Source organism: Synechococcus sp. MIT S9503 (assembly GCF_047304175.1).
Classification (GTDB): domain Bacteria; phylum Cyanobacteriota; class Cyanobacteriia; order PCC-6307; family Cyanobiaceae; genus Synechococcus_C.
Genome location: NZ_CP138955.1, coordinates 413,333 through 427,507, shown reverse-complemented (window position 1 = coordinate 427,507; position 14,175 = coordinate 413,333). Strand labels below are relative to the sequence as shown.

Annotated in this window: 12 protein-coding genes; 11 read left to right on the top strand and 1 reads right to left on the bottom strand. The window is 58.9% G+C overall.

Annotation, left to right across the window (positions count from 1 at the left end):
* Positions 1 to 2: 2 nt before the first annotated feature.
* The 5 genes from SIB56_RS02305 to SIB56_RS02285 all read left to right on the top strand — a co-directional run bounded on the left by SIB56_RS02305 (position 3) and on the right by SIB56_RS02285 (position 4,851).
* Positions 3 to 1,643 carry an AAA family ATPase gene (locus tag SIB56_RS02305; RefSeq protein ID WP_413325000.1) on the top strand — a complete coding sequence of 547 codons (1,641 nt, stop codon included), beginning with the start codon at positions 3 to 5 and terminating at the stop codon, positions 1,641 to 1,643.
* Positions 1,640 to 1,987, top strand: a complete 348-nt coding sequence (locus SIB56_RS02300) for a phosphomannose isomerase type II C-terminal cupin domain (protein WP_413324999.1) — start codon at positions 1,640 to 1,642, stop codon at positions 1,985 to 1,987. The genes SIB56_RS02305 and SIB56_RS02300 overlap by 4 nt, the downstream gene beginning before the upstream one ends.
* A 107-nt stretch (positions 1,988 to 2,094) precedes the next feature.
* Positions 2,095 to 3,915 (top strand): DEAD/DEAH box helicase, encoded by a 1,821-nt coding sequence (locus SIB56_RS02295; RefSeq protein ID WP_413324998.1) that lies wholly within the window; start codon positions 2,095 to 2,097, stop codon positions 3,913 to 3,915.
* Positions 3,916 to 3,919: 4 nt separating this feature from the next.
* Positions 3,920 to 4,216 carry a hypothetical protein gene (locus SIB56_RS02290; RefSeq protein WP_413324997.1) on the top strand — a complete coding sequence of 99 codons (297 nt, stop codon included), beginning with the start codon at positions 3,920 to 3,922 and terminating at the stop codon, positions 4,214 to 4,216.
* 287 nt (positions 4,217 to 4,503) lie between these two features.
* Positions 4,504 to 4,851, top strand: a complete 348-nt coding sequence (locus SIB56_RS02285) for an RNA recognition motif domain-containing protein (protein ID WP_413324996.1) — start codon at positions 4,504 to 4,506, stop codon at positions 4,849 to 4,851.
* Positions 4,852 to 4,870: 19 nt separating this feature from the next.
* Here SIB56_RS02285 and SIB56_RS02280 read toward each other — a convergent pair whose 3' ends face one another.
* Complete coding sequence (locus SIB56_RS02280) at positions 4,871 to 5,068, bottom strand: hypothetical protein (RefSeq protein WP_413324995.1); 198 nt, start codon at positions 5,066 to 5,068, stop codon at positions 4,871 to 4,873.
* 101 nt (positions 5,069 to 5,169) lie between these two features.
* Between SIB56_RS02280 and SIB56_RS02275 the strand changes: the two genes are divergently transcribed.
* From SIB56_RS02275 to SIB56_RS02250, 6 genes are all read left to right on the top strand, one after another.
* The gene (locus tag SIB56_RS02275) at positions 5,170 to 6,978 is read left to right on the top strand and encodes an ABC transporter ATP-binding protein (RefSeq protein WP_413324994.1); all 1,809 of its coding nucleotides are present in this window, start codon (positions 5,170 to 5,172) and stop codon (positions 6,976 to 6,978) included.
* Positions 6,978 to 9,104, top strand: coding sequence for a cation:proton antiporter (locus SIB56_RS02270; RefSeq protein ID WP_413324993.1), 2,127 nt, complete (start codon positions 6,978 to 6,980; stop codon positions 9,102 to 9,104). The genes SIB56_RS02275 and SIB56_RS02270 overlap by 1 nt, the downstream gene beginning before the upstream one ends.
* 108 nt (positions 9,105 to 9,212) lie before the next feature.
* The gene (locus SIB56_RS02265) at positions 9,213 to 10,067 is read left to right on the top strand and encodes an LCP family protein (protein ID WP_413324992.1); all 855 of its coding nucleotides are present in this window, start codon (positions 9,213 to 9,215) and stop codon (positions 10,065 to 10,067) included.
* Positions 10,068 to 10,103: 36 nt separating this feature from the next.
* Positions 10,104 to 11,066: an FUSC family protein gene (locus SIB56_RS02260; protein ID WP_413324991.1), complete on the top strand. Its 963-nt coding sequence runs from the start codon at positions 10,104 to 10,106 to the stop codon at positions 11,064 to 11,066.
* Positions 11,063 to 12,190, top strand: a complete 1,128-nt coding sequence (locus tag SIB56_RS02255) for an FUSC family protein (protein WP_413324990.1) — start codon at positions 11,063 to 11,065, stop codon at positions 12,188 to 12,190. The genes SIB56_RS02260 and SIB56_RS02255 overlap by 4 nt, the downstream gene beginning before the upstream one ends.
* An 82-nt stretch (positions 12,191 to 12,272) precedes the next feature.
* Positions 12,273 to 14,075, top strand: a complete 1,803-nt coding sequence (locus SIB56_RS02250; protein WP_413324989.1) for a TolC family protein — start codon at positions 12,273 to 12,275, stop codon at positions 14,073 to 14,075.
* The last annotated feature ends 100 nt before the right edge of the window (positions 14,076 to 14,175 follow it).

Below are 14,175 nucleotides of genomic sequence, written 5' to 3'. Positions count from 1 at the left end.
GCATGACCTCCATGCTGCTGCGACGACATCCGCCTCCGGTGGAATTCAGTGACAAGGAGATCGCCGCTCTAAAGGATGTGGTGACGGCCATGACTCAGGCCCTCAGCCAGGGTGAGATATGCATTGATCTGAGCAGCGATGCAGCCGAGCCCGGTGATCTGAACGCGGAAGGTTGGCCGGTGGCACACCGCAGGGCGATTGAGGCCAGCGGCTGGCTGACCAACGATCCGGTTCTGATGGTGATGGCCGGCGACCGCCTGCATTGGCGACGTTGGCATCGGGGCATGGAAGAGCTTGAGCAAACTCTGATCAGGCGCAGCACACTGCCGCCTGTCGACTCCGCTCGTGGAGGGCGACACAGCGCCAACGCCGACCGACTTAATGGAGAACAGCAGCTCAATTCAGAGCAACTGGCAGCAGTGAATGCTGTCAGCGATCACAGGGTTGTGTTGCTCAGCGGAGGGCCCGGCACCGGCAAAACAAGCACCGTGCGCGCCATGTTGATCAGAGCCATGGCCGAGCGCGGCAATCTGCGCATTCATCTCGCAGCTCCCACAGGGAAAGCCGCACGACGACTGCAGGACGCGATCCGCGGGGATCAACGCACAGCAGACCTTCCCTGCACCACGCTGCATCGGCTTCTGCAGGCAAGGCCTGGGGGGTTCGGTCGTCATCGCCGCAATCCACTTGCGGTCGATCTTCTGGTTGTGGACGAAGCCTCCATGGTTGACCTGACCCTGGCGCAGGCGCTGATCGAGGCTCTGCCGGCGAAGGCGCAACTGCTGCTTGTCGGTGATGCCAACCAGCTGCCGCCGATCGGAGTTGGTGCTGTCTGGCAACACCTCCAGAAACAAGACCTACAGCAGCGATTCGGCCCCGCTTCTGTGCGTCTGAGTGAGGTGTACCGCAACCGGGGAGAACTGGCACGACTGAGTGCGCTGTTGTGCCGAAAGGGCGAGGATGCATTCTGGAGCGACCTGGCTGATCTCGCCGTTGACGCCAACGTGCGTGAGTTGATATCTCGGTCTTCCGCTGTTCCAGCCGTTGTGACGGAGGCTGTGAATCAGCAGATGGACCAACTGCGAGCGGCGACCAGCAATCTGATGGTCAGACCTGATGGAAGCCCTGATGCCAACCAGGCTCAGACTCTTCTTGAGCAGCTCGAGGCCTTGATCGTGCTCTGTCCTCGGCGTCGCGGCTTGTGGGGCGTGGAGAGCCTGCACCAGCAGCTTGTGTCGGGCACCGATGCCGGCAACTGGCCTGAGGGTTTACCGGTGCTCTGCAGCGACAACCAGACGGATCTGGGACTTGCCAACGGCGACCTCGGCCTGTGCATCGGCAGTGGCGAAATGCGCAGATTGCTGTTCCGATGCAGTGATGATTGCGGCAGCAGTGCCTATCGGCTGCTGCATCCAGCCAGGGTCCGCAGCATCGAACCGGCTCTGGCCCTCACCATCCACAAGGCTCAGGGGAGCGAGGCCAACGAGGTTCTGCTGCTCTGGCCACCCGCTGATGACGTAAGCAACACGGCTCTCCTTTACACCGCCATCACCCGAGCTCGACAGCAACTGACGGTGGTACGAATGGCAACCAGGGAGAGCAGCGGCATGCTGGGTGCGATCGATCGCCAGAGGCCGGTGTGACGACCAGAGTTGAGCGTCCCTGGGGCTGGTACGAGGAGCTGGCCGAAGGTCCTGGTTACAAGGTGAAGCGACTGCTTGTGAAAGAGAATGCCCGTCTCAGCCTGCAGCGCCACCAGCACCGCAGCGAACATTGGGTGGTTGCCGCCGGAACAGGGTCTGTCTACTGCGATGGCACCTGGATGGACGCATCGGTTGGCAACAGTTTTGACATCCCGGTGATGGCAGTGCATCGGGCCTTTGGAGGACCTGGAGATCTGCTGATCATCGAAGTGCAAAAGGGTGCAATTTTGCTGGAAACAGACATTGAACGACTGGAGGATGACTTCGGGAGGGTGATACGTTGACCCTTCACCTTTGAAAAGAAGGCAAGCAATACTGCGCGGCACAACATGCCGATGGGACGTTGCAGGCCTGATTTGAAGGATCAATCAGGCAGAGCGCCTTCAACGACATGACCCAGACGCAACCGCAGGCCGTTGAGGCCTGCGCAGTGGATCTCACTGTTTCCGAGCTTCCTCCCGAGACAAGCCCTGTCTCGAAAAGGGATCTGTTCACAACTGTGATTGAACCGAGCGGGGAATCCAGCCCAGAACTCCAGTCCGAAGACGGGAGTGCTTCGGGATTTGCCGGGTTCGGATTCAGCGAAGCACTGCTGAAAACCCTTCAGGAGAAGGGCTACAAGGAACCGTCTCCAATTCAGAAGGCGGCTTTCCCGGAGCTGATGCTGGGCCGCGATCTTGTCGGCCAGGCGCAGACCGGCACGGGCAAGACAGCTGCCTTTGCCCTGCCTCTGCTGGAACGGCTGGAGGGACGAAGCACACAGCCCAGGGTGCTCGTGCTCGCTCCAACCAGAGAACTGGCCATGCAGGTGGCCGACTCCTTCAAGGCCTATGCCGCGGGGCATCCCCATCTGAATGTGCTGGCGATTTACGGCGGCTCAGATTTCAGATCCCAGATTCACGCTCTCAAGCGTGGGGTTGATGTGGTGGTCGGAACGCCCGGGCGCGTCATGGACCACATGCGTCAGGGAACCCTGAACACATCAGGGCTGCGCAGCCTGGTGCTGGATGAAGCCGACGAGATGCTGCGGATGGGCTTCATCGACGATGTCGAATGGATCCTCGATCAGCTCCCGGAGGAGCGGCAGGTGGTGCTGTTCTCGGCAACGATGCCCAATGAGATCCGCCGACTTTCCAAGCGCTACCTCAGCGAGCCTGCGGAGATCACCATCAAGACCAAGGATCGTGAAGCCAGAAGGATCCGCCAGAGATCAATCACGCTGCAGAGTGCCCACAAACTCGAAGCACTGAACAGGGTTCTGGAGGCCGTGACCGGCGAAGGAGTGATCATTTTCGCGCGCACCAAGGCGATCACGCTTACCGTGGCGGAATCTCTGGAGGCATCAGGGCATGACGTGGCCGTGCTCAATGGAGATGTGCCCCAGAACCAGCGTGAACGCACCGTTGACCGACTGCGCAAGGGCACGGTGAACATCCTTGTGGCCACCGACGTTGCAGCCCGCGGTCTCGATGTGGATCGGATCGGACTAGTGATCAACTACGACATGCCGTTCGACAGCGAGGCCTATGTGCATCGCATCGGCCGCACAGGGCGTGCCGGTCGCACTGGCGAGGCGATTCTGTTCATCACACCCCGGGAGCGACGCTTTGTCGGCAACCTTGAACGGGCGGTGGGACAGGCCATCGAACCGATGGACATCCCGAGCAATGCCCAGATCAATGAAAGCAGGCTGAATCGCCTGCGTGATCGCCTCAGCCAGGCAGCTTCAGCGGAGGCCAATGAGGAAAAGGCACTGCTGCAGGAGCTGATTCAGAAAGTGGGCCAGGACAACAAGCTCAGCATGGAGCAGCTGGCTGTGGCCGCCATGCAACTTGCAGTTGGTGATCAGCCACTTCTGGTGCAGGGTGATGAAAGCTGGCTCAAAACCCCCTCCCGAGCCGACCGTCGCGATGATCGTCGTGACCCCCGAGGTCGTGATCGCCGCCGTGGTGATCGCGATTCACGCCCACCGGAGGACAACATGATGCGCTACCGGGTGGAGGTTGGTTACCGCGACCGCGTCAAACCGGGCAATCTCGTGGGAGCAATCGCAAACGAATCAGGCCTGCAGGGTCGGATGATCGGAAGAATTCAGATCTTTGACACTCACAGTCTTGTGGATCTGCCCAAAGGCATGCCGGAGGATGTCTACAACGCTTTGCGCAGGCTGAAAGTCATGAACCGCGAGCTCCAGATCTCTCAGGCCTCCTGAAATCATGCTTCGCCGCGTCTGCCTGATCAGCATGGCGATCGCCATGCTGATGCCGGTTCAGCAAGCTGCCAGATCAACTGAAGCAGAGAACAAAATCACGGAGCTTTGTCTTGCGGGCTTCAATGCGGCAATGGCACAGGCGGGGAAGATCCCTCCCGCTGGAATGGGACGATTCACCTGTGATTGCTTTCTCAGGGAAGTGAACAAGGGCGATTCAATTCAGTGGCCAAGCCTCTTGGGAAACATCGAATCGGCACAGGAAACCTGCAAACAAAGGGCCGCGGAACGATTCAAAATCTGAATTCGATCAGCATGCATCCGTCAGTTCAGGAAACTCTCCGAACCATCGCTGAGGGGCCTTGATTGAGCTGAAAACCATCAGCTCCGCTCTTCAACACGCCCTCAAAAAAGCAAACTCTGTTTCCGCATATCCCCGCTGTCCAGGCTGTAGCGTGTTGGGGCATCAGCTTCACGTTCGGCTCTGATCGGCTCGCTCCCCCCGGCTTCAGCTTTTCGGCTACAGCATCAAGGACTTTCCAATTCGGACCACGGCTTCACTGATCAAATGTCCATCGGTCCCAACAGGAAATGACCATCTACATCGGCAATCTCTCCTTCCAGGCAGAGCAGGAAGACCTGCTCGACCTGTTCAGCCAGTACGGCGAAGTGAAGAGCGCCAGCCTTCCCCTTGACAGAGAAACCGGTCGCAAGCGCGGCTTCGGCTTCGTTGAAATGAACAGCGACGAAGACGAGCAGAAAGCGATTGATGACCTCCAGAACGTTGAGTGGATGGGTCGGATGATTCGCGTGAACAAAGCCACTCCCAGAGAGCGCAGCGGTGGCGGCGGCGGCGGCCGTGGTGGTTACGGCGGTGGCGGCGGCCGCGGTGGTGATGGTGGCTACGGCGGTGGCGGTGGTGGCGGAAACCGCTGGTGATCACTGAATTGGAGCCGGCTCAGCGAGCTGGCTCCTGCTCGAAGCACTCCAGCTGCTGATCGCGCTGAAGAGCACGGCGCATCAGACGATCACTGACATCAAGGGCCTCAGATCCACTCGATTCAGACTGAGCAGCAGGAAGCTGGCAACGCAGATTCTGGCGATGGCGTCGTGCCAGATAGCGATGAAAGCGATTGAGCGCACGTGAACGGGTCATACAACTTCCTCGTTCTCTGTTTCAGGTCTAACGCGGCTGAAAGACCGTGGGAATGATGGCGCAACACAACGCTTGAATGAAGAAATGATCGCCCCGAGCGGATGCCCAAAGCGAAGCCCCGTGCCGGAGAGCAGGCGCCTCTGATCCGCTTGTTTCAACATCTGCGCCCTTACCGGAGGCGTGTGTGGTTGGCTGCCAGCTGCTCTGTGATCAACAAGATCTTCGACCTGGCTCCACCGGTGCTGATCGCCCTCGCAGTGGATGTCGTGGTGAAGCAGGACACCTCCTGGCTCGCCAAGCTGGGTGCCACAACCGTGTCAAGCCAGCTGATCGTGCTGGCAGCTCTGACCTTTCTGGTCTGGACCGCAGAATCCTTCTTCGAATATCTCTATGGCCTGCTCTGGCGCAACCTTGCCCAGAACACCCAACACAGCCTGCGTCTCGAGGCCTATGACCATCTCCAGAGTCTGGAGATGGATTTCTTCGAACACGACAGCAGCGGAAGACTGCTCACAGTGCTCAACGATGACATCAATCAGCTTGAGCGGTTTCTCAACCACGGAGCCAACGAAATTCTGCACCTCATCACCACCGTTCTGCTGGTGGGAGGTGTGATGGCCGCGCTGGCTCCCGGTGTCACGCTCTTCGCCTTCCTGCCGATCCCATTGATCGTCTGGGGTTCACTGCGTTTTCAGCGCCGGCTTGCGCCCCGCTACAGCGAGGTACGCCGGCGGGCCGGAGATATGGCCTCGAAGCTCACCAACAATCTTGGCGGCATGCTGACCATCAAGAGCTTTGCAAGAGAGGGCTGGGAACTTGAGCAGCTGCGCCTGGAAAGTGATGCCTACAGGACATGCAACAGGGAAGCCATCCGGATCTCCGCCGCTTTCATTCCACTGATCCGCTTCGCGATTCTGTTCGCATTTCTGGCAATCCTCGTGATTGGGGGGCTCAAGGCATCGAATGGTTTGATCGCCGTTGGGACCTACAGTTTTCTCGTATTCATCACCCAGAGGTTGCTCTGGCCGTTGACGACACTCGGTCACACACTGGACGACTACCAGCGCTCCATGGCATCAACGAATCGGGTGCTGGATCTGATTGACACACCGATTCAGATCGCCGGTGGAAGCCGCTGCCTTCAACCGGATCAGGTGCGGGGAGACATTCGTTATGAAAATGTCGATTTTGCCTATCGAAGCCGTTCCACTCTGCTCAGAGGGTTCGATCTGACCATTCCCGCAGGGAGCACACTGGGAATTGTCGGAGCCACCGGTGCGGGCAAAAGCTCACTGGTGAAGTTGCTTCTGCGGCTTTATCCACTGAATACAGGCCAAATTCTCCTGGATGGCATTCCAATTGATCAACTGCGGCTCGATGATCTGCGGCGGTCAATCGCACTCGTCAGTCAAGACGTCTACCTGTTCCACGGCAGTGTGGGTGACAACATCGCTTACGGATCACCCAACGCATCCCCGGAGGCAGTGCATCGTGCCGCACGCGACGCCGAAGCACTGGAGTTCATCCAGGCACTTCCAAAGCAGTTCAACACGATTGTGGGCGAGAGGGGGCAGAGGCTGTCCGGCGGTCAGCGTCAGCGCATCGCACTGGCGAGGGCGATCCTGAAGGATGCGCCTGTTCTGATTCTGGATGAAGCCACCGCCGCGGTGGACAACGACACCGAGGCTGCAATCCAGCGCTCTTTGATGCACATCACCGCAAACAGAACCACACTGATGATTGCTCATCGACTCAGCACCGTTCGGCACGCCGATCGCATCATTGTCATGGATCACGGTCGCATCGTCGAAGACGGCACCCATGAACAGCTGCTACGTCAATCTGGTGTGTACGCCGACCTCTGGCGCGTTCAGGCAGGGCTCGGCAGCAACGAAGCGCTGATCCTTTGATGCTCCACCTGCTCGCTGCAACGGCAACGGGGCTCAACTCCCTCGCCCATCTGGTCCACCAGCCACTCGGTTCCTTCGCCCTGTTGGTTGCACTGGCAATGCTGGTTCCACCCCTGTTCCGACGCACAGGGCTTCCCGATCTTGTCGGCCTCCTGCTCGCCGGGGTCCTGATGGGCCCCAGTGTTCTCAATCTTCTGCAACCGGAGGGTGAAACCCTGCAGCTCGTCTCTGATATCGGCGCGATCTACCTTCTCTTCATCGTGGGGCTGGAGATCGACCTCGAGGAATTCAACCGGGTGCGCAGCCGGTCGCTGACCATTGGTGTTCTCCACTTTGTCGGAGGCATGGCGACGGGTGGAGCCATCGGCGCGCTTCTCGGCTATCCACTGGTGCCCTGCCTGCTGATCGGCACCCTGATTGCGACACACACGCCTCTGGGTTATCCGATCGTGCGCAGTTACGGCGCTCAGCGAGACGAAGCCGTTGTCGTCAGTGTCGGCAGCACCATCCTCACCGACATCGCATCGCTGGTTGTGCTTGCCATCGCGATCGGTCTTGGCAGGCAATCCTTTTCCCTGGCCAACCTGGCCGGCCTGATCGCCAGTGTCGCGATCTTCGCATTCGCAGTCGTCGCCATCATTCGCATGGTCGGACGCAGGATTTTTCGCGGAAGCATCAACGACGAAAGTCGGATTTTTCTCACCATCCTTCTGATTCTGTTCCTCGCTTCGCTCGGCGCTGAGGTTGCCGGGGTGGAAAAAATCGTCGGTGCCTTTCTTGCAGGGCTGGCAGTGAACTCCGTGCTGCCTGAGGGGAAATCAAAACAACAGGTGATTCTGGTCGGTGCGGCTCTGTTCATCCCCATCTTCTTCATTCACCTCGGCCTGCTGCTTGATCTGAGCAGTCTCAAAGACTCCATCACTCAGTTCCAGCTGCCGGTGTTGATGGTGATTGGCGTGATCAGCTGCAAGGGAATGGTGAGCCTGATTGCCGGTCGGGCATTCCGATACAACGGCAACCAGATGGTGATGATGTGGTCACTGGCCATGCCTCAGGTCGCCGCAACACTGGCCTCGGCATTCATTGGATACGAAGCGGGACTGCTCGATCAGACAGTTCTGAACGCTGTTCTGGCCATGATGGTGGTCACAGCCACCCTTGGTCCCATTCTCACGGCACGATCGGTGCGGCGACTGGTGGAGCCGGCCAGACCGAGGAGCATCCCCGCCGATCATGACGACGTCGTCCTGACAGATGATGACGCTCCGATCGATGTCGTCAGTCGCCCCCTGACCATCGTTGTTCCTGTTGCCAATCCCTCCACGGAACAGGGACTTCTCAGCATTGCCTCTCGACTGCTCAGTGGTGGTTCTCAAACGCAGGGTCAGTTGCTGCCTCTCGCCCTGGTCTGTCCCAGCCTTGAGGAGGCGCGAGGAGGACTGAATCGTGCCCTTGCATCCGCCAGGGATCGCCTGTCCAAGGCTGCGGCCATCGGCAGAGACCTGGAGGTCAGAACGAGGTGCCTGCTGCGACTGGATGAGGACATCGCAGGAGGGATGAGCCGCAGCGCCCTGGAACAAGGTGCGGATCTGTTGATGATCGGAGCAGGTCGGCCGGACAAGGTGAGGCGCTGGTTCTTCGGTGATCTGGTGGACGGGGTCTGCCGCACGGCTCACTGCCCTGTTGTGGTCCTGAACCTGGCAGGACGTCAGGTCGACTCACTGCAGCGGATCCTGGTTCCGATCAAGGATCTGTCGGCCAGTGCACGGGAACAGTTCGAACTGGCTCAGAGGCTTCTGGCCTGCGAGTCCGGAGACCAGTGCCTCATCACACTTCTGCATATCGTGGATCCACGTCTGAATCGATTCGAGCGGATCCGGATCGAGCATGAGCTGCGTCGCTGGCAGCCACGCAGCAACACAGCTTCTGTGATTCGCATTCAACTCGCATCAGGTCCTGGCGTTGAAGCGAAGATCGAACGCAGCAGCCGCGAACACGATCTGGTGATCCTGCGGTCTCAGCGTCGCCAGGTCGCAGGACTTCCGATCCCAACGAGCGATCGGACCAGCAATCTGGTGTCTTTGCTGAACTGCGCTTCGATGGTGATCAGTGAACCCCTGACCTGAGCTAGACGATTCAGGAAAGAAATGATTAAGAAATGGAGATTTCAGGCTTAAAGTACACCGATGGATGACGTGAGAAGAGTTCGGCCAAGAACCCTGATCCTTTCGGCCATGATTGGGCTGACAGGTGGATTTTTGCTGGCGATTCCTCTCAGTCGCTCACTGATGCCCGACTCCGAGGCACCCATTCTGCTGCCCGTCAGCAATCCCTTTTCAGCCTGGTCGGTCTTCGATAACCGGGAAATCCTCGTGCTCGGTGTTGACGACGGCGGTGGAAACACCGATGCGATTTTCACACTGAGAGTCGAGTCAGGTCGCACCTCAATCACTCAGATCCCCAGGGACAGCTTCATCGATTCCCACAGCTTCGGCCCCGTCAAGGCCAATGCCCTCTACGCCTATGGGGGGCACGAAGCGGTAAAGACCGAACTTTCCCGACTGATGGGCAGACCGATCGACCATCACATCCTGGTCAATCTCAACGGAATACGAACACTCAGTGATCTGGTGGGCGGTGTTGAGGTCGACGTTCCGAAACGCCTTTACTACCGCGACAACAGTCAGGGGCTGCTGATCGACCTGCAGCCCGGCCCTCAGCTGCTCAAGGGGCATGATCTTGAGGGCTTCCTGCGCTGGAGACACGACGAGGAAGGAGATCTCGGTCGTCTGGAAAGACAGCAGCTCGTCCTCAAGAGCCTGTTCAGCCGGCTCACCAGACCTGAACATCTCGTGAAGCTGCCCGCGCTGATCAGGGAAGCCGGGAACAATCTCGAGACTGACCTCGGAGCCATGGAGCTGGGCGGACTGATCACAGCCATGGGGCTGACGGAACTGGAAACCGAGCGTCTGGACGCTCGCCCCTTCTACAGAAACGGCATCAGCTACCTCGACACTGCATGGCCTGCTGATCAGAGCGGTAGTGATGCAAGCGAATCCAGCAGCTGGCGTTATCGCTTCCTGTACTGAGTAGGCGACGAGACTTCGCTGCCCAAGACGACCACAATGGCGTCGCCGGCGCTTACATCCGTGAACAGGAATCTGCTGCGACAGAGCATCAGGCTCGGAGTAAGCATCCTGATCACGTGTGCCATCGCTCAACATTTTCAGCGCATCACCTATCTCTGGTATCCGCTGCTGGCGGTCAATCTCATCGTCGACGACCAGGATGAGAACAGTCTGAGAGCTGCGCGCGGACGCATTCTCGGAACCCTGACCGGTGGACTTGTGACCTTCCTGGTGCACACGATCGTGACCGGCTGGGCGGGCATCCTCGTGAGCTTGCTGATCTCCATCCCACTGCTGCGACGGTTCGGATGGACAAGCGGCATATCCACGGCCGTGACGGTGACCGTGATGTTCCTCGGCATTCATGAATATGCGTCGCTCAGCTGGGACTACGTTTTCAACCGCAGCATCGACACCCTGGTGGGAATCGTCGTGGCTCTGGTGATGGGACGTCTGCTCTGGCCGAAGAACCGACTGGCGCGCATGCAGGAACTTGACGAGCAACTCACCAGCCTGCTGCAGAAAAGAATCAAAGCCCACAGCCATGCACTTCAGGGCAAGGGGTCGCCACCGCCGGGAATTCAGCCTGCGGTGATCACCAAACAGCTGCTCGAGCTACAGCGTCTGGTCAACGTAGAAATGAGCCTGGGACCTCGACATGTGCAGCGACTGAATCGCGATCGCTGGCACCAGTGCCTCAGTCTTTGGCGCAGTCAGCAGATGCGATGGCTGCTGGTGGAACGGCTGATCGAGCGGCTTCATCGAAACAAGAGAGTTGAATATCTCCCTGCTCTGGGACGATATCTGACAGAAAATCCAGCGACCCGAACCCGGCTGGATCTGAGTGGCTGTGTTTCAGAGTTGTCGTTACCCCAACGGATCGCTCTCGAAGAGCAGGTGACACGCTTTCGACGTGTGCTGATCTGCCAGCAACGACTCAATGCCGAGCGGTCACCATGAGCGATCCCAGGAAACAGACCAATCCCTGGATCATGCGATCCGACATTCGACTCGCACTGGTGACGGGTCTTGGAGCGGGCCTCGGACTGATGAACCAGGTGCCCTTCGGCTTCTACGTGCCCCTATCCACCGCAGCGGTTCTTTCGGGGAGCTACGGCAACTCGATGAAGCTGAGCATTCAACGCATCCTCGGGTCGGTGATGGGTGTTGTGATCGTGTTGCTCTTTTCCCGCGGTCTGCAACTGCCGCTTCCTCTGGGCCTCGGTCTGGCCCTCGCCAGTGTTCGTCTGCTGGGTGGCGCCCTCGGATTACAGGTCGGCTATAAGGTCGCCGGCAACATCGTGATCATGGGCTGGCTGGTCCACAACGCCGAGGAGACAACCTGGGGGATGTCGCGTCTGTTCTGGACAGCCTTCGGCGTCGCACTCTCGCTGTGGGCGACCCGTTACATCTGGCCAAGCGGCACGATCCCTTCGTTGCATCGGCAGTTCGCCAGATTCATCGACGAACTCATTCAGGAATTCCGGCTTGAACAACAACAGCTGAAAGACGTCACACCCAAACGGGTCCCCATCACCCGACGGCGGGCAAGACGCACCGAGCTCCTGCACAAGATCAATGCTCTGAGACAAGGACGGGACCAGGCTCAGGTGGAACTGGGTCTAAATCCAGAGAACCACCCGCTGCACCAGCTCTGGACGGAGCTGGATCTTCTGATCTCGCAACTGATGTCGGTGCTGGATGGCTTGCGAGGACTGCCGGCACCGGTTCAGTCACCACCCTTCATCAAAGTGCTGCATCTGCAGGAGGCTGACGTTCTCAACTGTCAGATCGAACTGATGACAGCCCTAGCCGGAAATCTGCGCCGGCCTGATCTAGTGGGGAAACAATGCCTGGATCTGAAGAGCTTGAGCAAACTGAACCGGAATCTAGAAGCAGCGGCTCGACAGCTGACGGCCAATCTGGAAGTGCATGAAGACCGTGCCGGACGAGACGCGGACATCGCACCTGAACGGATGCGGCAGATCGTGCTGCGAACATCCCTGATCGAACACGGAGCATCGGTGCTGCACGACTGTCTGCCGGGCATGGCCGGATCGAAGCCTGTCACTGCAACTCGCTGAAGTCGTTGAGCGGCGTCAGGATCAGGAGCTTCATGGATTCCATGCTCACCCCTTGATCAGGTCGTTCATCAGGGGGTCTTCAGTGATCCCATTTGTTGGCCTGCTGCTGCCGGCGGCATCCCAGGCAAACCCTGCTGGTGGGGATCCTGCGCGCCTGAACTACGGAGGCAACACTTATCAGCTCGAGCGCAGCTGGAGCGAACTGAACAGGCAGCTCGACAATCTGGACATCCTGCTGGGCCCAGCTCCAGTGCCGGAGGCCTCGGACGACCTTCAGACGCCTGAGCTGCCCTCCAGTCTCTTGGACGCCAACCGTCCTGCCGGCGCAGAACTCGGGCCTGAGGACACCATTCCAGATGCGCCTCTCAGCCTGCGTGGGGCTGCTGATCAGAGCTCACGTGTGAAATCCGTGAGCCTGAGACAGGCGATCGCAATCGCCTTCCGCAACAACACAGAGCTGCAGATTCAGCGCAAACAGATTGATGCCCAGGGTGCCAGTGTCGCCTCACTCTCTGGTGCTTACTGGCCCACGGTCAGTGTGTTTGCCGATGTGGAGGGGTTCCAGAACGGCAGCACGATCTTTTCTCCCTACGGCAACAACACATACGGGTTTGGTCCGCTGTTCGCGAAAGACGGGCAAACCCCGAACTTCGCGCTGACCAAGAAAGGCGACACGGTCAGCAGCAGCAGCGCCGGACCTTTCTACGTTCCGGCGGGAGGTGGGTTGTCTTCCGATTCCAACGGAATTGATTTCCTCGCGGGACTGCAACTCAATTACGCGCTGATCGACTTTGCCCGCACACCCAGGATTCGCTCCGCCGCTGAAAAGCTGCAACAGTTCAAGCAGAAGTACGCCAATCAGCTCAGAGCCCTTCAGCTCGAAGTCAGTGAGTCTTATTACCGGCTTCAGCTGAATGAACAGCTCGTACGCATCCGGGATGCGGTTGTGCGAACCGATCTGATCGTGCTTGAAGACGCACTCAATCTCAAACAGGCAGGTCTGGTTCCCCGCGTGGATCTGCTGCGCCGAAGTGCGACCCTCGCCACCGATCAGGAGGAACTCATTCAGGCTCTGGCCGATCGTGCGGTTGCAAGACGAGAGCTGTGGGCACTGTTGAACCTGCCTGCCGACGTGATTCCCAGTGCCGGCGATTCGATCACTCTGGCGCCAGCCTGGCCGCTGAGTCTTGAACAGTCGCTGCTGGCTGCTTACAACAGCAACCCTGAGCTCGCAGCGATTCTCGCGACCCGAAGGGCCCTGGCATTGCAGCAGGATGAGACGGCAGCACAGCTTCTGCCCAGGCTGAGCCTGTTCGCTTCAGTGGGTGGGATGGCCTCGGTGGAGCGCAGCTTCAACTTTTCCCTGCTGGGCGGAGGATGTTGCGGTGCAAGCTTTCTGCCTCTCGAGCAGGTGGCTGGATACGACTGGTCAGTGGGGCTCGCCTTCAACTGGATGATCTTCAATGCCGGTGCGACGGCCAACGCTGTGAAGGCCCTGTCAATGCAGGAACAGGCGGCGAGTCAGTCCTACGCCTCCACGCGCAATAGCATCCGGCTTCGCCTCGAGCGCGCTTTCCTGAACCATGAAGCGAGTCTCGCCAAGCTGGTGTCCGCTCGTCGTGCGGCGGGCGCCACAAAGGAAGCCTTTCGTGACAGCTCACTCCGCTACAAAACAGGGCTCACCAACGAAGTGGATCTTTCGGTGACGCAGACGCAACTGGTGGATTCACTGGTGAAACGACTGATCGCGACCGTGGATGTAAATGTGACCTATGCCCAGCTGCTGCGGGAACTCCTTCCCATGCCAAGGGATCCCAACGCAACTATCCCCAGACAACTCACCCTGGAAGGTTTCTCGTTTGACGAACTGGATCACCCTGAATGAAGGGAACTAGCTCTAGCCCGATTTCAGCCTTGGCTCTGAAGTTCGCGTTAAGGGCAGTGAGCAGGCAATAAAAAACCCCGCCATTTCTGACGGAGCAGAA

Excerpts from the sequence above, each read along its gene's own strand:
- SIB56_RS02280 (WP_413324995.1), bottom strand. The coding sequence starts at position 5,068 with ATGACCCGTTCACGTGCGCTCAATCGCTTTCATCGCTATCTGGCACGA.
- SIB56_RS02285 (WP_413324996.1), top strand. The coding sequence starts at position 4,504 with ATGACCATCTACATCGGCAATCTCTCCTTCCAGGCAGAGCAGGAAGAC.
- SIB56_RS02265 (WP_413324992.1), top strand. The coding sequence starts at position 9,213 with ATGATTGGGCTGACAGGTGGATTTTTGCTGGCGATTCCTCTCAGTCGC.
- SIB56_RS02260 (WP_413324991.1), top strand. The coding sequence starts at position 10,104 with ATGGCGTCGCCGGCGCTTACATCCGTGAACAGGAATCTGCTGCGACAG.
- SIB56_RS02270 (WP_413324993.1), top strand. The coding sequence starts at position 6,978 with ATGCTCCACCTGCTCGCTGCAACGGCAACGGGGCTCAACTCCCTCGCC.
- SIB56_RS02275 (WP_413324994.1), top strand. The coding sequence starts at position 5,170 with ATGCCCAAAGCGAAGCCCCGTGCCGGAGAGCAGGCGCCTCTGATCCGC.
- SIB56_RS02255 (WP_413324990.1), top strand. The coding sequence starts at position 11,063 with ATGAGCGATCCCAGGAAACAGACCAATCCCTGGATCATGCGATCCGAC.
- SIB56_RS02305 (WP_413325000.1), top strand. The coding sequence starts at position 3 with ATGACCTCCATGCTGCTGCGACGACATCCGCCTCCGGTGGAATTCAGT.
- SIB56_RS02295 (WP_413324998.1), top strand. The coding sequence starts at position 2,095 with ATGACCCAGACGCAACCGCAGGCCGTTGAGGCCTGCGCAGTGGATCTC.
- SIB56_RS02290 (WP_413324997.1), top strand. The coding sequence starts at position 3,920 with ATGCTTCGCCGCGTCTGCCTGATCAGCATGGCGATCGCCATGCTGATG.